The sequence below is a fragment of the Allobosea sp. LC85 genome (genome assembly GCF_000735605.1).
In the GTDB taxonomy this organism is placed as follows: Bacteria; Pseudomonadota; Alphaproteobacteria; order Rhizobiales; family Beijerinckiaceae; genus Allobosea.
Genome location: NZ_JPKG01000032.1, coordinates 1 through 24,709, shown reverse-complemented (window position 1 = coordinate 24,709; position 24,709 = coordinate 1). Strand labels below are relative to the sequence as shown.

The following is a 24,709-nucleotide window of genomic DNA, read 5'->3' as shown; positions in this document are numbered from 1 at the left end:
CGCCCATCATGGTCGCAGGCGTTGCCATACGTCACATAAACCGATTTCAGGCAGTAACGCGATAACCAATTCATCCCGGTTACCTAACCTGATGTTATCTTTTCCAGCGCCTTTGCCGAGGCGCGCAGGCGCGGCGAAACCACCGCGTTCATCTCCTCGCGCAGCAGGCTGACGAAGGTCTCGGCATAGAGCGAAGGCGCCTTGTCGTTCTTGATCGCGACATAGGTCTGGAACTCGGTCGGCTCCTCGATCGGGATCGCGGTGATGCCCTGCATCGAGCCATGCGCGACGGTGAACTGGTCGATGATCGCGATGCCGAGCCCGGCCCGAACGAGCGAGCAGACGGTGGTGCCGAAGCGGGCCTTGATCCGCATGTCATAGGCCAGACCCTGTCGGCTGAAGATCTCGCTCATCACCCGGCCATAGGGATCGTTGGGATCGATGCCGATCAGCTCGTGCCGCACGATCTCGCGCGCCGACAGGCAGGCGCGGCCGGCAAGCTCATGGCTGTCCGGGACGATGCAGAGCAGTTCGCCCATCGCCAGCGGCATGAAATCGATGCCGGGATGGTCGAGCTTGTAGCTCATCGCCGCGATCTCGCCCTTGCCGAGCAGCAGATAGTCGAGCGCTTCCTCGATCTTCAGGATGTTGATGTCGATGCGCAGGTCGGGATGCTTGCGCCGCAGCCGCTCGATCGCGCGCGGCACCATGACATGGCAGATGCTCGGCACCGAGCCGAGCCTGAGTTCGATCTCGCCGCCGCGCTCGATGCGGGCCAGCGTGTAGTGCAGGTCGTCGACCTTCTTGTAGACCCCGTTGATCTGCTCGAAGATGTCGTTGGCTTCGGGGGTCGGAATGTAGCGCCCGTGCCGGCGTTCGAACAGTTTCAACCGGAGCGTGCGTTCGGTATGCTTCATCAGGCGGCTGATGCCCGGCGCCGAGACGCTGAGCAGCTTGGCCGCCCCGGCAATCGTGCCGGTGATCATGATGGCGCGGATCACCTCGATCTGGCGCAAGGTCAGCATGACCGGCGTATCCTTCCCCATCCTGTTTTGCGACAAGCGGAGGCGAGGGCCGGGTGACTGTCAATGGGGAGGATAGTGTGGACGTCGAGATCAGGCGAGTGACCGCGGCGGACATGGCCCTGTTCGATCGCGTCGACGAGGATGTTTTCGACGAGCCGGTCGATCCGGCAAGGCTGCGCGCCTATCTCGCCTCGCCGGGCCATCTCATGCTTGTCGGGATTCGCAAGGGCGTGGTGGTGGCGCAGGTCGCAGCCGTGATCCATCGCCATCCCGACAAGAAGACGGAACTCTATATCGATGAGGTCGCCGTTGCTCCCGCGCTGCAGCGCCAGGGTCTGGCGCGGCGGATGCTCGCCGACATGTTCGACTGGGGCCGCGAACTCGGTTGCGAGGAGGCCTGGGTCGGAACCGAACTGGACAACGAGCCGGCGCGCGCGCTTTACGAGCAGCCATTCGGATCGGGCGGCGTCTTCGTCATGTATGCCTGCCGGCTCTAAAGCACCGGCCCGAAAAGTGGGTTGCGGTTTTCGGGGAAGCCGATGCAAACACAAAAAAGGTTAGATCATCGGACCGAATAGTGGAATCGGTTTTCGGAAAAATCCGATGCTCAAACAAAGAGTTGGATCGCCGCGCCTGCGTCCGAATGGACGCACGGCGATCTAGGCTCGGGACCTGTCACGTGCGAGATCGCGCAGGCACCGCAATCAGGGTTTCGGCGCATCGCCAGCGAGCGGCGAATGGAACCCGCGGCTCAGTCGGCGCCCGGCAGCTTTCGCGCCAGTTCGCCCTGCGTTTGCAGGAGCGGGAGGGTCTTGCTGGCGAAGGTCCTCAGCTCGGCGTCCGCACCCGTCTGGGCGTAGCTGGAAAAAAGCGCCATCGCCTCGTCCTGGGCCCGCTTCTGCGCGGTGACATAAGCGCGGTCGAACTCGGCCCCTTTCTTGTTGCCGAGTTCGCGCAGGATGTCCTGATGCGCCTGATCGGGCCGTTCGGGCAGGGCGATGCCCGAGCGCTTCGCCACGATCTGGCGCAGGCCGGTGCCTGCGGTCGTACGGTCGTTGACGGCCTGATGCGCGAAGGCCTTGATCTCGGGCGACGAGCTCTTCTGCAAGGCGAGCGTGCCGAGCTCCACCGCCATCATGTTCGAGATCGCGGCCTTCTTGACGAATTCATCGGCCTGGAGCGGCTCCTGCGCCGGAGCATGGGAAGCGCAAAACGCCAGTGCCACCAGGGCAAGCAGGACTGCTCTCATCAATTCCTCGCGGATATGCCGGGCCCGCAGGATATGCCGGGCCCGTGGGGAGTAACCTGCAATCCCCCCCGGAGGTTCCCAGCTCCAGGCGCGGCGGCTAAGGCATCGGCCCGAAAACTGGATTGCGGTTTTCGGGAAAGCCGATGCAATCACAAAGGCATCGGCCCGATAACTGGATTGCGGTTTTCGGGAAAGCCGATGCAATCACAAAGGTATCGGCCCGAAAAGTGGATTGCGGTTTTCGGGAAAGCCGATGCAATCACAAAAGCATCGGCCCGAAAAGTGGATTGCGGTTTTCGGGAAAGCCGATGCAATCACAAAAGCTTAGATCATCGGACCGGATCCGATATCCGGTCCAATAATCTAGAGGACGTCGCTGACGCGCAGCCGCGTGGAGTCCATATGCCGGCCGATGACGTCGGCCAGGGCGTCCGCGTCGCGCTTCTTCAGCGCAACGATCATCTCCTCGTGCTCCGCCACGGCCCCGGCCCATTTCACCGGGCCTTCATTGCCGATGAAGCGCAGCCGCTTGATCCGTGCCTGCAGGGTCTCGTGCATCTCCATCAGCACGGCATTGCCGGAGGCGGCCACGATGGCGCTGTGGATCGCCTGGTTGAGCTTGAAATATTCGAGCCGGTTCGTGGCCTCATAGAGCTCCAGCATCTGCCTGTGCAGCGCGTGGATCGCCTCGATCGTCTCGTCGCTGGCCAATTGGCAGGCCATCCGGCCTCCCAGTTGCTCGAGCGTCTTCAGCACCTGCAGGATCTGGGCGAGATCCTTCTCGGTGAAGCGACGCACGATCGCGCCCTTGGCGGGCTGGATCTCGACCAGGCCTTCGCTCGCCAGCGTCTTGATCGCCTCGCGCAGCGGTGTGCGCGAGACGCCGAGCTGGGCGCCGACCTGCCCTTCGTTGATCCGCTGGCCGGGGGCGAGCCGGCCTTCGATGATCATGTCGCGCAGGCGTTCCAGGACCTCGTCATGCAGGGTCCGCCGGGTGATACGCGGATAGATATCCGGCGCGGCCCGGGTGATGTCGGCTTCGTTTGTCATCGCCGTCCCTCGTTTTCATCGTTACGGCATGGGGTCGTCAGCCTGTCAACGCGCCGCGGCTGCGCGCTCCACCGCGCTTTCGGCGAAGATCTCATCCTGCCTGCGCCGGGTCTGGAGCAGGACCGAGCCCTGATCGATCTCGACATCGCCGAGCCTGATCGCTGCGCCGGCCGCCACGGGGCGAACCAGCTTGCGGTTGGCGACCAGATAGAACGGGGCAGGGCGGTCATTGGCGAGCGCGGCCGCCGGGCGCATTTCGGCGCCGACGCTGTCGATGCTGTGGTGATGGCCGCCCATGGTGAGCACGATGCCGGCCGGCAGGTCCCGTTCCGCGACGGCGACCAGATCCCAGCGCGGACGATAATCCTCGCCATAGCCGGACCGGCCGAGCCCGGCCGCGTCGAGGATGCTGGTCGCGGCCTCGACGCCGAGCAGGTGGCGCGGCAGGTACAGCATCGCGGTATTGGCGGTGCGGCTGACCACATGGCCCTTGCCGGCAAGCATGTCCCAGGTGGCATCGTCCTCGCAACGCACGACAACGAAGACACCGCCGGCGAAGCTCGCTTCCTCCGCCAGCCGGATGTGGTGGAAGACATCGACGCGGCGCGTGCCGGCGCTCAGGCCGCCCCGGCGGCGCTCGGCGAACAGATCGGCGATTTCGGGAATGCGGGCCGGTGGCGCATGGAAGCCGGGCGTATCGGGCCCAAGCCCGGTCGCATTGGCGACAAGCGTCATTTCGCAGAGATCGGGCACGGCCCTGAGCGGGAAGGCGCTGCCCAGGATACGGGCGCGCTCGGCGGCATTGCCGACGATCGAACGCGTCCCGGGGAGCCAATGGTCGCGCAGCTCGGGGAGGGAATGCGTCACCCCGTTACAGGTCACCGCACCGGTCGCGGCATCGAGAACGAAATCATATTCGCTCGACTTGCCGGCGGCGATGATCTCCAGCCCGAGCACCTCGGCCCAGGTGACGAGGGCGATCAGCAGGCTCGGCTGGTCGCCGTCCACCGGCGTGACGACGACGCCCTTGTCCTGCGCCATGCGGGCGAGGCCGGGGCCGACGACGCTGTCTGCTTCCTTGGACACAAGCGCGACATGCCGCCCGGCCTCGATCGCCGCCAGGCTGTGACGGGTTGCCGCTTCCGGGCTGCCGGTCGCCTCGATCAGCAGGTGGAAGGGCAGGTCGATGACGGTCTCCAGCCTGCCTGCGGCGACGTGGCGCCCGGCCGCCCAGGCCGCCTTGGCTTCCGCCGGCGTTTCGCAGGCGACAATGTCGGAGGCGGGGATGCCGGCCGCCGCCATGGCGCGGGCCGCCCCTTCGGCGGTCATGTCCACCGCGATGCGCGCATTGATCAGCCTGATGCGCTGCGCCTGGCCCAGGAAGCTCTGGCCGAAGCCGCCGCTGCCGACCAGGCAGGTCTCGATCGGGGTCTTGATGCCGCTGTAGAGCGAATGAAAATTCATGGGCAGATCCTCCGGGGCGCCGCGTCGCGACTCTGAACCGGCCGCCACTTTCCGCTGAGCCTATAGCAAGACGGTTATGCTGCATACAGCATACTTGTAGCGTTTGGAGGGCTATGCTAGGTCGATGGCCAAGTCTGGCCCTGATCACATCCGGCCATGTGGGAGAATGAGAGCGATGGACATGCGCGCAAACGGATCACTGCCGACGATCGCGGTCGCGATGGGGGATCCGTCCGGCATCAGCCCCGAATTGCTGGCGCGCATCCTGCTCGAGCCCGATCTGCGCTCGTCTGCCCGTTACGTCGTCTTCGGCGACAAGCGCCTGCTCGATCTCGGAGCTGCGGACGCCAAGGTCGACCCGGATGTTCTGGTCATTCGCGAGGGCGACGAGATTCCGGCCCAGTCCGTGAAGCCGGTCTTCATCGATCTCGCCAATCACGATCCGGCCGCGCTCGAGCGTGGCAAGGCGACGCTCGCCGGCGGCCAGGCGGCGACCGACAATTTCCGTCGCGCCCTGCGTTTCGCTGCCGAAGGCAGGGCCGATGCCGTATTCTTCACGCCCTTCAACAAGGCCGCGATGCGCTTCGCCTATCCCGGCTATGACGACGAGATCCGCTTCGTGCGCGATGCCATCGGCTACGAGGGCGATGCCAGCGAGTTCAACATTCTCGACGGGCTGTGGAACGCCCGTGTCACCTCGCATATCCCGCTGTCCGAGGTTGCGGCCGCGATCAGCCAGGAGCGCATCCTCAAGGCGCTGACGCTGGCCGATGGCAATCTGCGTGCTGCCGGCTTCAACCCGCCGCGTATCGCCGTTGCCGGTATCAACCCGCATGCCGGCGACGGCGGCAATTTCGGCCGTGACGAGATCGAGACGATCGAGCCGGCGGTGAAGCAGGCCAAGGCCAGGGGCTTCACCGTCGAGGGGCCGTTCCCCTCCGACACCGTCTTCCTGCGCGCCAGGAACGGCGATTTCGATGCCGTCCTGACGATGTATCACGACCAGGGTCAGATCGCGATGAAGCTGATCGGCTTCGATCGCGGCGTCACGCTGATCGGCGGCTTCCCGTTCCCGATCTGCACGCCGGCGCATGGCACCGCCTATGAGATCGCCGGCAAGGGCATCGCCAATCTCGGCGCGACCCGCGCGGCGCTCAGCCTCGCCATCAAGATGGCGAATGAAGGAAGGGCCGCACGCAAGGCGGCTTGAGATAACCGCGGCCGGGCAGCCGATTCATGAGCCGCCCGGCATCTAATCACGAAGGGAGAGACGAATGAAAAAGACGAGCATTGCGGCTGGTATTGCGGTCGCGTTCAGCCTGGCCGGTGCAACGGCCGCGCAGGCCTGGCAGCCCACCAAACCGGTGGAATTCGTGGTCACCTCGGGCGCTGGCGGCGGCACCGACAATTTTGCCCGCGTCATCCAGTCGATCATCACCAAGCACAAGCTCTTCGACCAGCCGATCGTGGTGGTGAACAAGGGCGGCGGCAGCGGCGCTGAGGGCTATATCCATGGCCGCGCCGGCAAGGGCGATGCCCACCGCGTCATCTTCGGCACCAACAATGCCTATCTGCTGCCCTATGTCGCCAAGCTCGGCTACAAGCTCTCGGATCTGACGCCGGTCTCGGCGCTGGCCCTCGACGAGTTCATCCTCTGGGTCAATGGCCAGGCCCCCTACGCCGACGCCAAGAGCTATATCGACGCGGTCAAGGCCAAGCCCGGTTCGCTCAAGATGGGCGGCAGCCAGTCGAAGGACACCGACCAGACGCTGACCTCGATGATCCAGGAAGCCGCTGGCGTGAAGTGGATCTACGTGCCGTTCCAGGGTGGCAGCGCGGCCGCCGTGCAGCTCGCCGGTGGTCACATCGACTCCAACGTCAACAACCCCAACGAGAACATCGGCCAGTGGAAGGCCGGCCAGGTGAAGCCGCTCTGCGTGTTCAGCCCGGCGCGTCTCGCCAAGGGTGAGCCGGTCTTCGAGGGCAAGGGCTGGGGCGATATCCCGACCTGCAAGGAAGCTGGCCTCCAGCTCGAGACCTTCCAGATGCCGCGCACGGTCTGGCTGCCGGCCGAAGTCCCCGCCGACGCGGTCGATTTCTACGCCGGCATCATGGAGAAGGTCAGCAAGACGCCGGAGTGGCAGGAATTCGTCACCCGCACCTCGCAGACCGGCCGCTTCATGAAGGGCAAGGAATTCGCTGATTTCGTCGCCAAGGACGAGGCCGCGAACAAGAAGACCTTCGAAGCCGAAGGCTGGGTCGTCAAGTAAGGTGGTTCCCTGCCGCCGCCGGCCGGAAGGCCGGGCGGCGGCAGATCGTTTCATGATTGGCCTTGCCCCGGCGCCTTCAACAGGACCGGGACAAGGGTGTTGAATGCGAAGAGACGGCCTGAAGCCGTTCGCTGGAGGAGGCTGCCATGATCACCCGCTTCTGGGCTGAATCCGCCATGGCCGTGGTGACGATGCTCTTCGGCCTCGGCATCGTCTATGGTGCACTCGACTTCGGCGTCGGCTGGGATTCTTCTGGGCCGCAGCCGGGCGCCTTCCCCTTCTATACGGGTCTGCTTGTCGCGCTCGCCAGCCTCGGCACCTTGCTGCTGACGTTCGGCAAGCGCTTTGCCGGAACCGGCAATCTGCAGGACGTCTTTCTCGATCGCGAGCAGGCCAGGCGCGTCGCCGCCTTCTTCCTGCCGATGCTGGCCTTCGCCGTGCTGAGCGTCACGCTCGGCATGTATGTCGCGACGATCCTCTACCTCGTCTTCACCATGCGCTTCCAGGGCCGGTACGGCTGGTTCGCCTCGCTCGGCACCGCCTTCGTGACGGCCGTGCTCTTCTATTTCGCGCTCGAAAAGTTCTTCCAGATCGGCCTGCTCAAGGGGCCGGTCGAGTCTTTCCTCGGCCTGTGATCATCTCCCTTTCCGGATCGGTGCCGTCTCATGGATAATGTCGCCTCCCTGATGCACGGCTTCTCGGTCGCGCTCACCACTCACCACATCCTGCTGATGATGGCCGGCGTCCTGCTCGGCATCCTGGTCGGTGTCCTGCCCGGACTCGGCGCGCCCAACGGCGTCTCGCTGATGCTGCCGCTGACCTTCTCGATGGACCCGGTCTCGGCGATCATCCTGCTGACCTCGCTCTATTGGGGGGCGCTGTTCGGCGGCTCGACCACATCGATTCTGTTCAATATCCCTGGCGAGCCGTCCTCCGTCGCGACGACATTCGACGGGCACCCGATGGCGAAGCAGGGCAGGGCGGCCGAGGCCTTGTCCTTCGCGTTCCTCTCCGCCGGGTTCGGCGCGATGGCGGGCGTCATCCTGATCACGCTGCTCTCGGGCTGGGTTGCCAAGTTCGCGCTGAAATTCTCCTCGCCCGAGTATTTTGCGGTCTATTTCATGACCTTCGCGAGCTTCATCGGCCTTGGCGGAGCCACGCCGCTGAAGGCGATCGTCTCGATGGGCGTCGGCTTTACGCTTGCCTCGGTCGGCATGGACTCGGTCTCCGGCAGCGTCCGGCTGACCTATGATCTCGACGTACTGCTCGCCGGCGTCAGCTTCCTCATCGCGGTGATCGGCCTGTTCGGCATCGGCGAGCTGCTGCTGACCATGGAGGAGGGCCTGAAATTCGACGGTATCCACGCCAAGGTCAGGATCACCGACGTTCTGAAGACCGCGGCCAAGCTGCCGCGCTACTGGGTGGCGCTGCTGCGCTCCAGCGTGATCGGCATCTGGATGGGCATCACGCCCGGAGGCCCGACCGCGGCCTCCTTCATGAGCTATGCCATGGCCAAGCGCTCCTCACGCCATCCCGGCAAGTTCGGCAAGGGCGAGCCGGAGGGCGTGATCGCGCCCGAGACCGCCGACCACGCAGCTGGTTCGGCCGCGATGCTGCCGATGCTGGCGCTTGGCATTCCCGGCTCGGCGACGGCTGCCGTGATGATGGGCGGGTTGATGATCTGGGGGCTCAATCCCGGTCCGATGCTCTTCATCGAACGACCGGATTTCGTCTGGGGCCTGATCGCCTCGATGTATCTCGGCAATGTCGTCGCGGTCATCGTCGTGCTGGCGACGGTTCCGCTCTTCGCCTCGATCCTGCGCATCCCGTTCTCGATCGTCGGGCCGCTGATCGTGATCATCTGCTTCATCGGTGCCTTCACCGTCGCCAGCAAGGAATTCGACATCTGGCTGGCGCTGATCTTCGGGATCGTCGGCTACCTCTTCAAGAAGCTCGATTATCCGATTGCGCCGCTCGTGCTCGCCATGGTCATCGGCGACAAGGCCGAGGATGCCTTCCGGCAATCGATGATCTTCTCGCAAGGGTCGCTCTCGATCTTCTGGTCGAATCCGCTGGTCTCGACCCTGATGTCGATCGGTGTCCTGCTGCTGGTCATGCCGTTGCTCGGCTCAGGCCTGCGCCGTCTCAGGGGCGGCCGCGCGGCGCGCCCCGCCTGACCGTTGCTTCGACCCTCCGTCTCACCTTCGAAAACAGAGACCGACCATGACCGAACCCTTCAAGGGCATTCTGCCGATCGCTCCGACGATCTTCCACGACAATGGCGACCTCGACATCGAGGGCAACAGGCGTGTCATGGACCTGATGGTCGATCAGGGCGTCGACGGCATCTGCATCCTGGCCAATTTCTCCGAGCAGTTCCTGCTCACCGACGAGGAGCGCGACCAGGTCATGCGCCTGTCGATCGAGCAGGTCGCCGGCCGCGTGCCGGTGATCGTCACGACCTCGCATTTCTCGACCCGGATCGCCGCGCAGCGCGCCAAGGCCGCGGCGGATGCCGGCGCGAAGATGCTGATGATGATGCCGCCCTATCACGGCGCGCTGCTCAAGGCCGACGAGCAGGGCATGATCGAGCATTTCAGGCATGTCACCGATGCCTGCGGCATTCCGGTCATCCTGCAGGACGCGCCGCTCTCCGGCGTCACCATGACGGTTCCCTTCATGGTGCGGCTGGCGAAGGAGGTCCCGCTCGTCCGCTACTTCAAGATCGAGGTTCCCGGCACGGCCAACAAGTTGCGCGCCTTGATCGAGGCGGGCGGCGAGGCCGTGGTCGGCCCGTTCGATGGCGAGGAGGCGATCACGCTGATGGCCGATCTCGATGCCGGCGCGACCGGCACGATGACCAGCGCCATGATCCCCGACCTGATCAAGCCGATCCTGACCGCGCATGCGTCCGGCGATCGCGAGACGGCGGCGTCGCTCTATCGCGAGGTGCTGCCGATCATCAATTACGAGAACCGCCAGTGCGGCCTGCGCTCGGCCAAGGCGGTGATGAAGGAGGGCGGCGTGATCAGGAGCGAGGCCGTCCGCCACCCGCTGACGCCGCTGCACCCGAAGACCCGCGAGGGCCTGATCGAGCTGGCGCGCGAACTCGATCCGCTGGCGCTGCGCTGGGGAAAATGAGGCGGCGCGCCGGTGCGGCGCCCGCCGGGAGACGATCAGCGTCGGGTCAGTACGCCCCGATGCCGCCGGAAGGCGGCGGCAGGTTGCCGCGCCGATCTCTCGTGATGAATTCCGGCGTCACCTGGAACACCGTGGACAGCCAGGTGATGTAGGCCGACAGCAACTGCCCGATGGCACGCATGGGTTGCCTCCACATTTGCAGTGGCAATCCTAGCACGAAAAGGGGCGTCTTGCCCGGGATTTCGGGCGAAAGCCCTTACGCCTTCGTCCAGACCGCAAGCTCGTAGCCGTCGGGATCGGCGAAGTGAAAGCGCCGCCCGCCGGGGAAATCGAAGGCCGGCTTGACGACGCGCCCGCCTGCGGCCTCGACCTGCGCCTGCGCCGCGGCGAGATCGTCGGCATAGAGGATGACCAACGGCCCGCCGGGCTGCGGCGTGCCCTGCGTGGTGAAGCCGCCTTCGAGACGGCCGTCAGAGAAGGCGCAGTATTCCGGGCCGTACTCGGTCATCGTCCAGCCGAAGGCCTTCTCGTAGAAGGCACGCGCCTGGTCGAGATCGGCGACGACGAACTCGACATAGTCGATGCGCCGGTCATTGGGCGATGGGCTCATGACGTTCTCCTTCGATTCATCTTCGTCTGATCTCATGGAGCGGCCTCCCGTCATGATCCGGCAGGAGGCAAAGGATCAGGGGCGCTGCCGACGCGCATCTTGTTCAAGGGCGCCGTGCTGCTGTAGCAGCTTGGCAATCACCGGGCCTCCTGTGCACGATGCACATCCACAGGCTCAGACCGACAGGGGCGAGACGCATGCCGACGACGACCGAAACCTCCTTGCGCGAAGCCTTTGTCCAGGCGCGCCGCAGCCGCAGCCTCGTCGAGATCGAGACGCTTCCCGTTCCGGCCGATCTCGAATCGGCCCTGACGGTCCAGGCCGATGTCAGCAGCGATATGGGCTATGCGCATCTCGGCTGGAAGGTCTCGATCACGGATGGTCGCGGGCTCGTCGGCCTGATGCCCGGCCCGTTCCTGAAGCCGGGCGATACCTATCGCTCGGTGCCCGGAGCCGAGCTGCGCCTCGAGGTCGAGCTTGGCATTCGCCTCGGGCGCGACATGCCGCGCCGCCCCGGCAAACCCTATAGCCGCGCCGAACTGCTCGAGCATTGCCACAGCGCCTTCGTCGGCGTCGAGATCATCGAAAGCCGCATCGCCGACTGGACCCATGTTCCATTCCCGCTCTGGCTGGCCGATGCGATGGGCCATGGCGGCTATCTGATCGGCCAGGACGTTCCCTTCGAGGCCTTGGACGAGATTGCCGATCTGACCTGCACGATCGAGCTCGACGGCGACGTGCTCCATGACAAGCCCGCCCATCACGCCAATGGAGACCCGCTGACCCCGGTGCTGGCCTGGGCCAATCGCGAGACCGAGAGCGCGCTTGGCGGCCTGGTCGCCGGCCAGATCATCACCACCGGCAGCCTTTGCGGCGGCGTGCTCGCGCCGAATCTCGGCCCGGTCATCGCCAGGCTCGATCCGCTCGCCGCGATTTCCTTCGCGCTGGCCTGACATTGGCAAGGCCCATGCACGGGGAGGCAGCTTACAAGGGAGCCCGATCGTCGCGCAGCCCGAGGCAAGTATCGCTGGCTGCGGCAGCGCCGAGGACAGCTTTGGCGAGTTGAATTGTGGTCATGACGAGGCGTAACCACAAAAACATCTCATTCTATTGGTCTTGATAGTGTTGCGTTGGAGGATTGATGCGGGGTTTGCGGCGTAGGGTGCGCAGGGTTGCAGGCGGAGGCGGCTACGCTTTCGCCGCTATGCTTGCAATCCAGCCTGCGCCGGCTGAGGCCTTCGACTTCTCCTCGCTCGACATATTCGGCCTGTTCGGCTCCAAGGATAAGCCGCCTGCGGTGAGCAGCGCGACGCTGCCCTATCAGCTCGAATTCGATGTGAGCGGGGCCGTCGATGCCAAGGCGTTGACGCAGACCCTGCGCGACGCCTCGCTGCTTTATCGGCTCAGGCAGGATGCGCCACCCGACGGCGAGACCCTGGCCCGGCGCATGGTCGCCGATCTCAACCCGCTGATCGATGCTCTCTGGTCGCAGGGCTATTTCAATGCGGATGTGACGATCGCGGTCGACGGCAACGGTTTGCGCCTCGGCAGCGAGCCGGGCCCGGCGCTGGTGCGTACGCTCGAAGCCTATCGCAACCGGGCGCCGGTGCCGATCGTCGTGCGGGTTGCGACCGGCCCGCTCTTCAGCCTGCGCAATGTCGCGGTCGTCGAACAGGGCAAGGGCGCGGGCGGTGCCATTGCCGATCCCCACAAGGTGGCCCGTCTGAAATCGGGCGATCCTGCAACTGCGGCCGCGTTGCGCGCCGCGCAGGCCTCGCTGGTCGATTACCTGCGCAACCAGTCGCGCCCGCTTGCCAGGGTGGTCGCGCTGCGCCCGGTCGTCGATCACGCGGCGAAGATCATGGACGTGACCTATGTCGTCGAGCCCGGGCCGGTTGCCGGTTTCGGCGATGTCGCGATCGACGGGACGGTCGATGTGCCGCCGCATGTCGTCCGCTCCTTCATCTATCTGGAGCCGGGCGATCCCTATTCGCCCAAGGCGCTGGCCGATACGCGCAAATCGATCACCTCGATTCCCGCCATCGGCTCCGCCCGCATCCGCGAGGGCGACCGGCTCGACGCCAATGGCAACCTGCCGATCTTCGTCGACATCACCGAGCGGCCGAAACGGCTGATCGGCTTCTCGGCCCGTTATTCCACCATCGATGGTCCGGCGGTCAGGACCTATTGGGAACACCGCAATCTGCTCGGCGGCGCCGAGCGGCTCAGGCTCGAGGGCGATCTCTTTCTCGCTCCGCGCATCGATGGTACCAAGATCCAGAGTTTCGGCGATTTCGAGCGATCCGACATTGGCGGGCGCTTTGCGTTCAGCTTCATGAAGCCGGCGCTGAACGGAACCCGCTACGACCTGCTGGTCGATGGCTTCGCGACGCGCGAGCGTGTCGGTACCAGTCGCTATGGCGGCTACACCGCCCGCTACGCCAATGTCACCAGCAGCATCCGCCGGCGTTTCAGCGACACCTTCTCGGTCCAGGCCGGCCTCGAAGTCGAGCGCGGCCAGACCAGCGATGTGCTCGGCCAGGTCGATTACACCCTCGTCGGCATCCCGCTTTCGGTCCGATACGACACGACCGACAGCCTGCTCGATCCGACGCGCGGTGTCCGCGTCACGGCGTCCGTGGCGCCGTACCCGACCTTCCTGGGGTCGACGGTCGGCATCGTCCAGACCAAGGGGGCGGTGTCCGGCTATTACGCGCTCGACGAGGAGGCCCGCTATGTGCTGGCCGGGCGCATCGGCTTCGGCTCGGTGGCCGGTGCGGCGCTCGACGAGATTCCGTCGACGCGGCGTTTCTACGCCGGCGGTGGCGGTTCGGTGCGCGGCTACGCCTATCGTACGCTGTCGCCGCTGGGCCCGGACAACCAGTTGATCGGCGGACGCAGCCTGTTCGAAGGCTCGGTCGAGGCACGGATCAAGATCACCAATACCATCGGCATCGTGCCGTTCTTCGACGTTGGCGCCGCATTCGAGGAAAGCTTCCCGACCTTCAACCAGACGCTGCGGATGTCGGCCGGTCTCGGGTTGCGCTACTATACGCCGATCGGCCCGATCCGGTTCGACGTCGCCGCCCCGCTCAATCCGCGCAAGGGCGACAAGCCGGTGGCGGTCTATATCAGCATCGGGCAGGCCTTCTGATGCGCAACCGGCTGACCCTTTCGCGCCTGGCGCATCTGGCCCTGCTGCTGGTCGTGGGGCTGGTCGTCTCGGCGCGCTTCGGCGGTTTCGCCCAGAATGCCCAGAGTGATCGCGGAGTTCTGGCCGATCTGATCTCGCGCGCCCTGTCGACGCCGAACAGCCAGGTCTCGATTGGCGCGGTCGATGGCGCGCTGACCTCCGACGCGACGATCCGCGATGTGGTTCTCTCCGATCGGGATGGCGCCTGGCTGAGGGTCGATCGCGTGCGGCTGATCTGGACCCGCACGGCCCTGCTGCTCGGCAGGCTCGAGGTCGACCGGCTCGAGATCGGCAAGCTCGAGATCCTGCGCAAGCCGATAGCCGATCCGGCCGCTGCACCGACCAGCGACCAGCCGCTCCTGCCGGAATTGCCGGTCAAGGTGAACATCACCGCCTTCCAGCTCGGCGAGTTGTCGCTGGGCGCCCCGATCATCGGCGTGCCGGCGCGGCTGGGCGCGACCGGGGCCGCATCGCTGGGCGCACCGTCCGAAGGGCTTTTGCTGCGGCTCGAGGCGCGCCGGCTCGACGCGCCAGGGGAGTATACGCTGAGGCTCGGTTTCGTGCCGCAGACCACGCGCCTGCAGATTGCCGGCAAGGTCGACGAGCCGCAGGGTGGCCTGATCGCGCGTGTCGCAAACCTCCCGGACCAGCCGCCCGTCAAGCTCGACCTCAATGGCGATGGCCCGCTCGACGCCTTCCGCTCGACCCTGACGTTCACGGCCGGACCGACCATCGGGGCGCAAGGCTCGGCTGTTCTCTCGCGTGTCGGCAATGGCCGCGATCTTGCCTTGGCGCTCGATGCCCGCATCGAGGGGCTGATGCCGGCGCCGGCCGCTCCGATCTTTGCGGGCTCGACCCGCCTCGACGGCACGGTCGGCTTCGTCGATGATGGGGCCGTCGATCTGCGCAACATCGCGCTCGTCTCGGCACTGGCGCGTCTCGATGTCGCCGGCCGCTACGGTGCCGACAAGAACCTCGATATTCGCGTCACGGCTGCCGCCGTGCCCAACGCCAACGGCCGCACCGTTGCCGCCGGCAGCGAGATCGGCAAGCTCGCCCTGGACGCCACGATCAACGGCCCCGTGAACGGGCCGCGCGTCGTCGCCTCGCTCGATGCACAGGATGCGCGCCTGCCGACCGGTCGCCTTGGCAAGCTCGTGGCGCGCTTCACCGCGACGCCGAACGGACCGATCGGCAATGCCGACACGCGCATCGCGCTTGTCTCGGATGGAGAAGCGACCGGCGTGGCGCTGGCCGATGCCAAGCTCGCCCGCGTCGTCGGCGACCGCATCGTCTTCACGCTGCGCGCGACGGGGCGGGGCGAGGGCAGTGCCGATTTCGAGACGCTGCGGCTCGCGATGTCCGGCGTGGAACTCGACTACAAGGGGCAGCTCGGCAAGGCGCGCATCCTGGGGCAGGCGCGCGCAGTCCTGCCCGATCTCTCGCGGCTCAGCGGCCTTGCCGGCCGCAGGCTTTCGGGCAAGGCGCAACTCGGCGCCGATCTCGATGCCGTGCCGCGCCAGAACATCTATTCCGCGACCCTCGATGGCCGCGGCGATCAGATCGGGACCGGGGAGGCGGCGCTCGACCGGCTGCTCGCCGGCAATCTGACGCTCGCCGGGCGCGTCGGGACGCTGGCCGGCGGCGGCGTGAATGTCAGCGGCCTTCGTCTCGCCGGGCAGCATGTCGCCTTCACCGCCGATGGCGGGGTCGGCCGCGAGCGCTCGGATCTGCGGGCCGTCGTCTCCCTGCCTGACCTGAAGCGCGCCGACCCGCGCCTCTCCGGCAGGGGCGAGATCACGGCACAGCTTACCGGACCGCAGAACAAGCTCGATGCGTCGGCACGGATTGCGGTGACGAATGCGAGCGCGCTCGGCCGCCCGATTCCACGGCTGGCGATCGATGCCGTGATCCGCGACCTGCAGGGCGCGCTCGATACGCGCGCGACGCTCGCCGGTGAGATCGAGGGCAAGCCCGCGACCGGCACGCTGCAGTTCGCACGCCTGCCCGACGATGCCTGGGACCTGTCGAAGCTCGATCTCGCCATCGGCTCGGTGAAGCTCACCGGCGCGGTCACGCTCGACCAGGCCAGGCGGGCAGCCGGCCGGCTGACGCTCGCCGCGCGCAATCTCGACGATCTCTCGGCCCTTGCCCTCACCAAACTCGGCGGACAGCTCGATGCGGATATCGTGCTCGCGCTCGTCGAAGGCCGGCAAAACCTGGACCTGAAAGCCAAGGGCACGCGCATCAATGCCGCCGGGGTCTCGCTCGACAAGCTCGATGCCAGCGTCGGTGCCACGGATCTCCATGGTCGCCCGGCGATCGACGCCGCGATCGCGATCGACCGCGCGGTTATCGCCGGCGAGGCGATCAACGCGATCCGCTTCGATTCGAAGGGCGGGCCGGATGCGAGCGCCTTCACTCTCAGCGCCAACGCCCGGGGCTTCACGCTCAACGGAGCCGGTCAGCTCGTTCCGGGCGATCCGCTGCGTCTCGACATCGCCTCCTTCGATGCCCGGCGCGAGGGCAGGCGCATCACGCTCGCCAACCCCGCCTCGCTCAGCTTTCCGGCCGGCGGCGTCGAGATCTCGAAGCTGGCGCTTGCCATCGATGCCGGCCGGCTCAGCCTGGACGGCCGTGCGGGCGAGACCCTCGATCTGCGCGTGAATGCGAAGGACATCCCGCTTTCTGCGGTCAAGCTGGTGGCCCCGAAGCTCGACCTGTCCGGCACCTTGAACGCCGAGGCGCAGGTGTCCGGCAAGCCGGATGATCTCAGCGGTCCCTGGCAGCTCCGGATCGCGCGGCTGGTGACGCCCGAAACCCGGAACGCCGGCCTGCCTCCGGTCGAGATCAGCGGCAATGGTCAATTCTCCGGCCGGCAGACCAGCGTCGATGCAACCTTGACGGCCGGCCGCGGCGCCAATCTCGCGGTTCGCGGCACGGCACCCTTGAGCGCAAGCGGCGCGTTGGCGCTTACCATTCAGGGCAAGCTCGACGCTGCCCTCGCCAACGCGCTGCTGGCAGCGCAGGGGCAGCGGCTGACCGGTGCAGTGACGCTCGACCTGCGGGCAGGCGGCACGGCGGCTGCGCCGGAGCTGAACGGCGCCGCGACGCTCGCCAATGGCAGCTTCACCGACGCTCTCCAGGGCGTGCGGCTGACCGGGATCGAAGCGCGCATTGCTGCCAATGGCGACAATCTGCGCATCGAGCGCGCGGTTGCCCGCTCGGCCAATGGCGGCACGCTGTCGGCGTCGGGCCAGGTCCGCGTCGACCCCGCCGCCGGTTTCCCGGGCGAGATCAGAATCGAGGGACGCCGTGCGCAGCTTGTCTCGAACGGCATCGTGACATCGGTTGCCGACCTCAATCTCGCGATTGCCGGCCCCCTGGCGCAGCGCCCGCGCGTGGAGGGGCGTGTCGATATCATCTCGCTCGATGTCGCGGTGCCGGATCGGTTGCCGGCTTCGTTACGTCCCGTCGACGGGATTCGCCACGTCAACGCGAAGGGCACCGCAGCGGTGCGGCTTGCCGCACAACGCAAGGCGGCGCGCAGCGCCGACAGGGGCGGGCGAGCCGCGCCCGCCTTCGATGCCGCGCTCGCCGTCACCGTCTCCGCGCCGAGCCGCGTCTTCATCCGTGGTCGCGGGATCGACGCTGAACTTGGTGGCGAACTGCGCGTCGGCGGCACGCTCTCTGCCCCCGTGCTCGATGGCGGCTTCGATCTGCGGCGCGGCCGATTGTCGGTGGCGAGCCAGCGGCTCGATTTCAGCCGTGGCCGGCTGACCTTCGTTGGTGGGGTGATTCCCGAGCTCGACTTCGTCGCCGAGACCCGCGCCTCGGACGTGACCGCGCGAATCCTCGTCACCGGTCCGGCGGACCAGCCCGCCTTCGCCTTCAACTCCCAGCCGGAGCTGCCGCAGGACGAGGTTCTGTCGCGCCTGCTCTTCGCCCGTGCCTCCGGTTCGCTCTCGCCGTTCCAGGCCCTGCAGCTGGCGCAGACCGCCGCGCAATTCGCGGGAACCGGCGGCGACGATGCCTTCGAGAAGCTGCGCAAGTCGCTCGGCGTCGACAATCTCGACATCCAGTTCGGCGCCGGCGGCCCGACGGTCGGTGTCTCCCGCTATATCGGCGACAACGTCTCGATCGGAATCAAGGCCGGGGCCAAGCCCGAGGATAGCGGCGTCTCGATCGGCATCGACGTGACGAAGCGGCTTCGCATCCAGGCCGAGACGGGTGCGGATGGCAGCGCAGCCGTCGGCGTCGGCGCCGAGTGGGAATACTGACCGGCGCCTGGGCGCTCCGTTCCGGCGGCTGCGGCTGCAGCTGAGGCGGTGATTCCGATTCGAACGGGCCGCCGATTCGAACAGGCCGTGATTCCGCCGTCTTTTGCCTGCAGGAGGTGCCCAGCCGGGGCGTGCGGTTAACGGCTGGTAAATTTCGACCCTCAAAGCGTGGCGCGCCTGCAACACCGGGTTTCAAAGCACCCCCTCCGGCCTCGCGGCGGTGTGATCTCGGTTGATCGGCCTCCCGGCATTCGTATGGTGGAGATGCGTCGGGACGTTCCCGGTCGCTGTTTTTCGTCTTCGCCTCTGAATGGTTCAGGGACGTGGGCGAAAGGCCGGGATAGGCGGGTTCGCCGGTTTGGTCTCCTGGGGCCGGTCGTCAAGAACACGCTGAAGCCCGAGGGTCTCGAAACTCTTTTGGAGGTTACCAATGAAGCTCGTTAAGAGCCTCCTCCTCGGTTCTGCCGCCGGCTTCGCCGCGGTTGCCGGGGCTCAGGCCGCCGACCTTCCCTCGCGGAAGGCCGCTCCGGTCGAATACGTTCGCGTCTGCACCGCCTATGGCAGCGGCTTCTTCTACATCCCGGGCACCGATAGCTGCCTTCGCATCGGTGGCCGTCTCCGCGCTGAGTACACCTTCGGCGAGCGTTGGGGCGACCTGCAGGACTCGTACGGCACCCGCGCTCGCGGCCGTCTGAACGTTGACCTGCGCACCGCCACCGCTTACGGCACCCTGCGTACCTTCATCCGCTATGACGTCACGATCTCCTCGGGTGCGTACGGCTACGGCGCGCTGAACTCCGGCGCGATCTTCGCCAACGGCGCTCGCGGTGCTGCTGCCTCGACGGTCATCAACCTCGACAAGGGCTTCATCCAGTTCGGCCCGATCACCGCTGGTCGCGCGCAGTCGTTCTTCGACTTCTACGCCAACGACCTGGGCTTCAGCTCGCTCCGCGGCTCGGACACCAGCCCGAACCTGTTGGCCTACACCGCGACCTTCGGCTCGGGCTTCTCGGCCACGATCTCGCTCGAAGATCGCGCCGTCGGCCGTGACGCCACCGTCCGCAACGCGCTTGCGTTCGGCAGCAACATCGTCCTTGAAGGCCAGCAGTATCCGGACCTCGTCGGTGCGTTGAACGTGACCCAGGGCTGGGGCTCGGCTCAGCTGTCGGGTGCCATCGGTCAGCGTAGCACCGCTTCGATCCCGGCTGGTGTGGTCGGCTTCGCTCCTCAGGTTGGCGACGACGAAGTCGTGTGGGCCATCCAGGGCGGTCTGAAGTTCAACCTGCCGATGCTCGCCGCTGGCGACGTCCTGTGGTTGCAGGCGGCTTACGCTGAGGGCGCCAACTCCTACCTCGGCTACGGCAGCGCCTTCGGCTACGGCCGTCTCGGCTCGCTCACCGCGGCTGATATCGTCGTCGATCCGACCAACGGTCGCTCGAAGCTGACGAAGGGCTGGGCCATCGTTGCCGGCCTGAAGCACTACTGGACCCCGACCATCCGTTCGGAAGTCTATGGTTCGTACTCTGAGCTCGACATGGGCGCGGCTGTTCAGCCGGCCGTTCTTGGCGCCGGCGTCAACGCTGTGAAGCTTGACCCGAAGGAGTTCATCATCGGCACCAACCTCGTCTGGACCCCGGTTTCGGGTCTCGATATCGGCGTGGAAGTTCTCTACTCCAAGGTTGAGCTGAAGAACCGCATCCTCGCGGTCGACAACTTCGGCAACCGCACCGGCTTCCTGATCAAGTCGGACGACGCCCTCACCGGCCGTCTGCGCATCCAGCGCGACTTCTGATCGGTTCTCCGATCCTAGTCGGAAGCCCCGGGGAAACCCGGGGCTTTTTTCGTTTGGATATCGTGGGTTAGACTCATTCACTCACTTGACACGATGATCTGAACCGGCGTGACTTGACAGCCTGGGGACGGTGATCGGTAAGGGCCTGACAAGTCTGTGCCGACGCGGGGAGCGGGAATGGCGCAGCCGGCAAACTGGTTATGGGGGCTCGTGCCGCTGGCGCTGCTCTGGAGCGCCGGCAACCTCTATCTCGATGCTGCGGTTCAGGACGATGTCAGCCGCCGCGCCATAGCGGTGGCGACGCAGGCCGCGGGCGAGGCACCTGGCGCAAGGCCGGTGATGGCGCTCGTTGCCGGGCGCGACGTGCTGATCGGTGGCGAAGCGCTCTCGGCCGATGGCGCGGCCAAGGCCATGGTGCAGTTGCGGGGTCAGTTCGGCATCCGCCGGGCGCTCGGGGGGTTGTCCCAGGTCGTCGCGCAGAAGCCTTATAGCTGGTCGGCGACGCGTGAACGCGATGCGGTGACGCTGAGCGGCTTCGTGCCCGACGAGGCGACGGCGACTGCGAATGTTTCCGCGGCGAGTGCGGCCGTGCCGGGACTGCGCATCGACGATCGCCAGATGCTCGCCTTCGGTGCACCCGCCGGTTTTGCTGCCGTAACACAGAAAATCCTGGGCGAGTTGGCCGGTCTCTCGAGCGGCAAGGTGGCGCTGGACGACACGCGCTTCTGCATCGAAGGCAAGGCGACGACGCCTGAGCGCTTCCTTGCGCTGCGGGAGAGCACTGCCTCCCTGAGCCAGGGCGGATTCACCGCCGTCGAGTGCGCCCTCGAGCCGCCGACGATCGCGCCTTACCGTTGGGCTATCGAAAAGGGCGTCGATGGTGGGCTGAGCGTCACCGGCTTCTACCCGTCGGACGAGGCCAGGCAGCAGATTTCGGCAGCGTTGCGGCGCGGCTTTCCCGAGCCCGCTCGCATCGATGATCAGACGAAACCAGCCCTTGGCGAGCCGGGCGCCTTCCTGGCCAAGGTCACGCGCGCCATTGGCGACCTTGCACGGCTCCGCAGCGGCAAGGCCGAGCTCGATGCCGGCACCTACAGGCTGTCGGGAGACGGGCCCGAGGATTTCGAAACCTGCCAGGCCCTGCAGTTGCTGATCGCACAGACTGACGGGCCGGATTCGGTTGCGCAGGCCAGTATCGCCTGTCCGCCGGCGCCCCCGCCTATGCCACCCCTGCCGGAGATTCCGCCGCTCTTCGTTCCAGCAGAGCCTCCTGCGCCTTTGGAGCCTTCAACGCCTCCTGCGCCTCAGCGCGGTGAGTTGCCATCGCCCGGGAGCTCCCACGCCAGCGCTGGCGAGGTGAAAGCGCCCATCCCGGTGCTCGCGGTGCCCCAGCGTACGGTTCCGCTGCAATGGCGGGCCGAGAAGACCGAGCAGGGCGCCGTGCTGAGCGGCCTCGTTCCCGATGAGGCGGCGCGGCAGAGAGTGCTGCACTCTGCTGACCGCGGGGCGGCTGCCGGCCGGGTCACCGATCGCATGACGGGCGAAGCGAAGCTGCGCGAGGCTCCCGATTTCGGCACGGCGACCGGCTTTCTGCTGGATTTGCTTGGCAGGATGAGCAGCGGGGTGGTTTCCATCGAGGGAACGCAAGCCTCGCTGTCTGGCGTCGTTGCCGACGAAGAGGCCTGGCGCGCGATCGAGGCCGCGCTGCGGCAGCAGCCCTTGCCGGGAGGCCTCACCGGCACGCCGGACCTCGCTGGCCTTGGCCTGCGCCCCTATGGACTTACGATTTCCGCGGATCGCTCAGGCGTCGCTCTGTCCGGATATTTGCCCGATGAGCAGACGCGCTCGGCGCTGCTGGGGTTGCTGGATGGCTCGCCCTTGCAGGGCAAGGTCCTGGACGAGGCGCGCATCGTTCCGGGGGCGCCCGCCGGTTTCAGCGGCGCAGCTCGCGTCGCCGTGACCGATCTGCTCAGACTGGATCTCGGCACTGCGCACTTGGTCGATAGCAGCGTCGAGCTCCGGGGGCTGACCTGCCGCGAGCTGATCAAGGGCGAGGTCGAGACCAGCGCGGCAAGCGGGCTGCCGGCCGCTTTTGCAGGCCAGGCTGAGATCGGCTTGCGCCAGACCGGCTGCGTCACGGCACCGCCCAACGCCTGTCAGAACGAGCTCGATGCCCTGACCAGGCGCCAATCCGTGCTTTTCGGCCAGGGCACCGCTGTGGTCGTACTCGATGCCACAACGGAGCGGGCGATGGCGGAAGCATCCGCGATCCTCAAGCAGTGCCCGGATGTGCGCGTCACGATCGAAGGGCATGCCAATTTCGATGGCGAGCGGCGCGGGTTCGACAATGTCGATCTCTCGAACCGGCGCGCCCGGCGCGTGCTTGATGAGATGGTCATGCGCGGCATCAGCGCCGCCCGGCTCGAGCCGAAGGGCTTTGGCGCGCAGCGGCCGCTTGTTCCCCATGACGAGCCCGAGGCGAAGGCCATGAACCGGCGCGTCCAGTTCACGGTCGAGAAGTAGGGATCGCTGGCATGCTCTACCTGGCCACCCAGTTCGCCTGGTTCCTGCTCGCAGCCTTCGGCATCGGCCTTGCCATGGGCTGGATCACCTGCACGGGCGGGAAGGTCCGTTTCTGGGCCGGTCCGATTCCCCTCGTCGTGGGCGTCTGTGCCATGGTCGCCGCGCTCACCTGGTTACAGGTGGTGAACGGCGTCGCTGCGCTCTGGCTGGAAACCGCGCTCCTCTATGTCGCGGCCTATCTGGCAGGCTGCTGTCTGGCCTGCTTTGCCCGCACGATAGTCGCTCATCGCGATTCGGTCGTCGCCATCGCCGGCGCCAATCTCGGCTCGATCCCGGAGGCACCGTCCGCACCTGCCGTCGCGGCGGCGAAGCCGGCATTGGCGCAGTCGGCCCCGCTCCTGGACAAGGTCGAAGGCGAGAATCGCATCCCCGGCAGGCGGCCATCCGGCCTTGTCGCAGCGCGCAGCGACGCGGCTGACGATCTCAAACTGATCAAGGGCATCGGCCAGCAGAACGAGGGCAAGCTGCATGGCCTCGGGATCTGGCATTTCGACCAGATCGCAGCCTGGACGCCCGAGAACATCGAGTGGGTCGGCCATTATCTCGCCTTTCCCGGGCGGATCGAGCGCGAGGACTGGGTTGCCCAGGCCCGTTCGCTCGCCGCCGGCATCGAGACCGCGTTTTCGACACGGGCCCGGGCCGGTGAGGTCGCGACCTCGCGTGACGACGGCACGCAGGGTCGGGACAATGTCGCCGACATCTCCGAGGACGGAGCCGACGGCAAGCGGCCGTAAGGGCTGGTCCCAAGGTTCAGGCTGCGCGCTTTTCCGCCTTGCCGATCAGCTTGCCGATGCGTCGGACCATGTCCTTCGACCCGAGCAGCGGCGCATGGCCTTGTCCGGGGGCGACGAAGATCTCGCAATCGGGATGGCGCGCGCCCATCTCGCGGAGCGTCTCCTCCGAGAGGAGATCGGAATTGGCGCCACGGATCGCCAGGATCGGTACGGCATTCAGCCCGGCGAAATAGGTCCAGAGCACGGGCAGGGGGGCTTCGAGGTCAAGCTCCTCCAGGATCTTCATCAGGTTGGGGTCGTAATCGGTGACGAGATGTCCGTTGCGCTCGGTCCAGGTCCGTCGCGCCATGGTCTCCCACTCCCTTTCGCCGAAGGCCGGAAATTGCTGGTCAGACAGGCGCTTGAGGATTTCGGCGCCTTCGACAAAGCTGCGTGGGCTCGGCAGCTTGCCGACATAGCCACGGATCCGAAGCAGTCCGCGCGCATCGATCACCGGGCCGACATCGTTCAGGACGACACCCTTGATCATGGTCGGGCGCGCCGCCGCCAGTGCCATCGTCAACAGGCCGCCGCGCGAGGTTCCGACAAACACGGCCGCTTCGATACCGGCCGCCGTAAGCAGCTGCATCAGGTCGTCGAGTTCGACGCGGATATCGTAATTGGCCCAGTTCCGATCATAGGCGGAGCGTCCGCGCCCGCGATAATCGAGTGCCAGGACGCGCCGTGGCCTGGCCTCGTCCTCGGCGAGCGCCATCGCCAGCTCGTGGAAGTCGGCAGCCGTCCGCGCCAGGCCCGGCAGGCAGACCACCGGCAGGGCGTGAGAGGCGAGGGGGCCGTAATCGCGGGCGTGGAGCTTCAGGCCGTCGCGGGCACTGATGAAGAAGGAGCGGAAACCGCTGTCAGAATCCATTCGCCCTCCGGCGGCACTGCAAGAGGGCAGGACTAAAGCATTTTCAGGCGAACCGGGCACCGGTCCGCGTCAAGAAAATGCACCGGAACAGAAGAGGCGAAATGCGTTCCGACCCCGAAGGGTCGGAAATACCTCAAGCATCGGCCCGAAAAGTGGATTGCGGTTTTCGGGGCAAAGCCGATGCGAACTCAGGCATCGGCCCGAAAAGTGGATTGCGGCTTCCGAGAAAGTCGATGCAAACACAGTAGGTTAGACCATCGGACCGGATATGATGCCCGGTCCGATGGTCTAGCAGGCTGCTGAAATTCCTGCTGCGTTTCCGCGAGTTTGGGTTGTGGGCGCGATTTTTTGACGGATATCGGCCGGTTTTGGGCTGTCCGGCGCAGGGGTTCTGGTCATATTGGCCTA

At 66.3% G+C, this 24,709-nt stretch carries 19 protein-coding genes; 12 read left to right on the top strand and 7 right to left on the bottom strand.

Going from position 1 to position 24,709, the window contains the following annotated elements; all coding sequences use genetic code 11:
* Nucleotides 1–83: 83 nt before the first annotated feature.
* Nucleotides 84–1,025: a LysR family transcriptional regulator gene (locus tag FG93_RS15730; RefSeq protein ID WP_043236104.1), complete on the bottom strand. Its 942-nt coding sequence runs from the start codon at nucleotides 1,023–1,025 to the stop codon at nucleotides 84–86.
* Nucleotides 1,026–1,102: 77 nt separating this feature from the next.
* Between FG93_RS15730 and FG93_RS15725 the strand changes: the two genes are divergently transcribed.
* On the top strand, nucleotides 1,103–1,522 hold the full coding sequence (locus FG93_RS15725; protein ID WP_043235967.1) for a GNAT family N-acetyltransferase: 420 nt from the start codon (nucleotides 1,103–1,105) through the stop codon (nucleotides 1,520–1,522).
* 254 nt (nucleotides 1,523–1,776) lie between these two features.
* On the opposite strand, the gene FG93_RS15720 is transcribed toward FG93_RS15725, so the two are convergent.
* The 3 genes from FG93_RS15720 to FG93_RS15710 form a co-directional block, all read right to left on the bottom strand.
* Nucleotides 1,777–2,274: a DUF4142 domain-containing protein gene (locus tag FG93_RS15720; RefSeq protein WP_052513825.1), complete on the bottom strand. Its 498-nt coding sequence runs from the start codon at nucleotides 2,272–2,274 to the stop codon at nucleotides 1,777–1,779.
* A gap of 363 nt (nucleotides 2,275–2,637) precedes the next feature.
* Nucleotides 2,638–3,324: a GntR family transcriptional regulator gene (locus FG93_RS15715; RefSeq protein ID WP_043235966.1), complete on the bottom strand. Its 687-nt coding sequence runs from the start codon at nucleotides 3,322–3,324 to the stop codon at nucleotides 2,638–2,640.
* A gap of 45 nt (nucleotides 3,325–3,369) precedes the next feature.
* Nucleotides 3,370–4,788 carry a flagellar basal body P-ring biosynthesis protein FlgA gene (locus FG93_RS15710; RefSeq protein WP_043235964.1) on the bottom strand — a complete coding sequence of 473 codons (1,419 nt, stop codon included), beginning with the start codon at nucleotides 4,786–4,788 and terminating at the stop codon, nucleotides 3,370–3,372.
* Between the two features lie 181 nt (nucleotides 4,789–4,969).
* Between FG93_RS15710 and FG93_RS15705 the strand changes: the two genes are divergently transcribed.
* The 5 genes from FG93_RS15705 to FG93_RS15685 all read left to right on the top strand — a co-directional run bounded on the left by FG93_RS15705 (nucleotide 4,970) and on the right by FG93_RS15685 (nucleotide 10,199).
* Nucleotides 4,970–5,998, top strand: coding sequence for a 4-hydroxythreonine-4-phosphate dehydrogenase PdxA (locus FG93_RS15705; RefSeq protein WP_043236100.1), 1,029 nt, complete (start codon nucleotides 4,970–4,972; stop codon nucleotides 5,996–5,998).
* Nucleotides 5,999–6,062: 64 nt separating this feature from the next.
* Nucleotides 6,063–7,058, top strand: a complete 996-nt coding sequence (locus tag FG93_RS15700) for a tripartite tricarboxylate transporter substrate binding protein (RefSeq protein WP_081881577.1) — start codon at nucleotides 6,063–6,065, stop codon at nucleotides 7,056–7,058.
* 146 nt (nucleotides 7,059–7,204) lie between these two features.
* The gene (locus FG93_RS15695; RefSeq protein ID WP_043235962.1) at nucleotides 7,205–7,693 is read left to right on the top strand and encodes a tripartite tricarboxylate transporter TctB family protein; all 489 of its coding nucleotides are present in this window, start codon (nucleotides 7,205–7,207) and stop codon (nucleotides 7,691–7,693) included.
* Nucleotides 7,694–7,723: 30 nt separating this feature from the next.
* Nucleotides 7,724–9,235, top strand: a complete 1,512-nt coding sequence (locus FG93_RS15690) for a tripartite tricarboxylate transporter permease (protein ID WP_043235961.1) — start codon at nucleotides 7,724–7,726, stop codon at nucleotides 9,233–9,235.
* A 46-nt stretch (nucleotides 9,236–9,281) separates the two neighbouring features.
* On the top strand, nucleotides 9,282–10,199 hold the full coding sequence (locus tag FG93_RS15685; RefSeq protein WP_043235960.1) for a dihydrodipicolinate synthase family protein: 918 nt from the start codon (nucleotides 9,282–9,284) through the stop codon (nucleotides 10,197–10,199).
* A gap of 46 nt (nucleotides 10,200–10,245) precedes the next feature.
* Here FG93_RS15685 and FG93_RS33855 read toward each other — a convergent pair whose 3' ends face one another.
* Together FG93_RS33855 and FG93_RS15680 are read right to left on the bottom strand one after the other, a co-directional pair.
* The gene (locus FG93_RS33855) at nucleotides 10,246–10,380 is read right to left on the bottom strand and encodes a hypothetical protein (protein ID WP_280114144.1); all 135 of its coding nucleotides are present in this window, start codon (nucleotides 10,378–10,380) and stop codon (nucleotides 10,246–10,248) included.
* Nucleotides 10,381–10,455: 75 nt separating this feature from the next.
* Nucleotides 10,456–10,809, bottom strand: a complete 354-nt coding sequence (locus FG93_RS15680) for a VOC family protein (protein ID WP_043236096.1) — start codon at nucleotides 10,807–10,809, stop codon at nucleotides 10,456–10,458.
* Between the two features lie 197 nt (nucleotides 10,810–11,006).
* Here FG93_RS15680 and FG93_RS15675 point away from each other — a divergent pair, with 197 nt between their 5' ends.
* From FG93_RS15675 to FG93_RS33960, 6 genes are all read left to right on the top strand, one after another.
* Nucleotides 11,007–11,762, top strand: a complete 756-nt coding sequence (locus FG93_RS15675) for a fumarylacetoacetate hydrolase family protein (RefSeq protein ID WP_043235959.1) — start codon at nucleotides 11,007–11,009, stop codon at nucleotides 11,760–11,762.
* Between the two features lie 251 nt (nucleotides 11,763–12,013).
* Nucleotides 12,014–13,963, top strand: coding sequence for an autotransporter assembly complex family protein (locus FG93_RS15670; protein ID WP_043235958.1), 1,950 nt, complete (start codon nucleotides 12,014–12,016; stop codon nucleotides 13,961–13,963).
* Nucleotides 13,963–18,282 carry a translocation/assembly module TamB domain-containing protein gene (locus FG93_RS15665; protein ID WP_052513823.1) on the top strand — a complete coding sequence of 1,440 codons (4,320 nt, stop codon included), beginning with the start codon at nucleotides 13,963–13,965 and terminating at the stop codon, nucleotides 18,280–18,282. The genes FG93_RS15670 and FG93_RS15665 overlap by 1 nt, the downstream gene beginning before the upstream one ends.
* 430 nt (nucleotides 18,283–18,712) lie before the next feature.
* A complete protein-coding gene (locus FG93_RS15660; protein WP_043235956.1) occupies nucleotides 18,713–20,074 on the top strand; it encodes a porin in 1,362 nt (453 codons plus the stop codon).
* A 177-nt stretch (nucleotides 20,075–20,251) separates the two neighbouring features.
* Nucleotides 20,252–22,597 carry an OmpA family protein gene (locus tag FG93_RS15655; RefSeq protein WP_081881575.1) on the top strand — a complete coding sequence of 782 codons (2,346 nt, stop codon included), beginning with the start codon at nucleotides 20,252–20,254 and terminating at the stop codon, nucleotides 22,595–22,597.
* An 11-nt stretch (nucleotides 22,598–22,608) separates the two neighbouring features.
* A complete protein-coding gene (locus tag FG93_RS33960; protein WP_052513822.1) occupies nucleotides 22,609–23,391 on the top strand; it encodes a hypothetical protein in 783 nt (260 codons plus the stop codon).
* 16 nt (nucleotides 23,392–23,407) lie between these two features.
* Here the strand turns inward: FG93_RS33960 and FG93_RS15645 are convergent, their stop codons facing one another.
* Nucleotides 23,408–24,301 carry an alpha/beta fold hydrolase gene (locus FG93_RS15645; RefSeq protein WP_043235953.1) on the bottom strand — a complete coding sequence of 298 codons (894 nt, stop codon included), beginning with the start codon at nucleotides 24,299–24,301 and terminating at the stop codon, nucleotides 23,408–23,410.
* Nucleotides 24,302–24,709 lie beyond the last annotated feature (408 nt).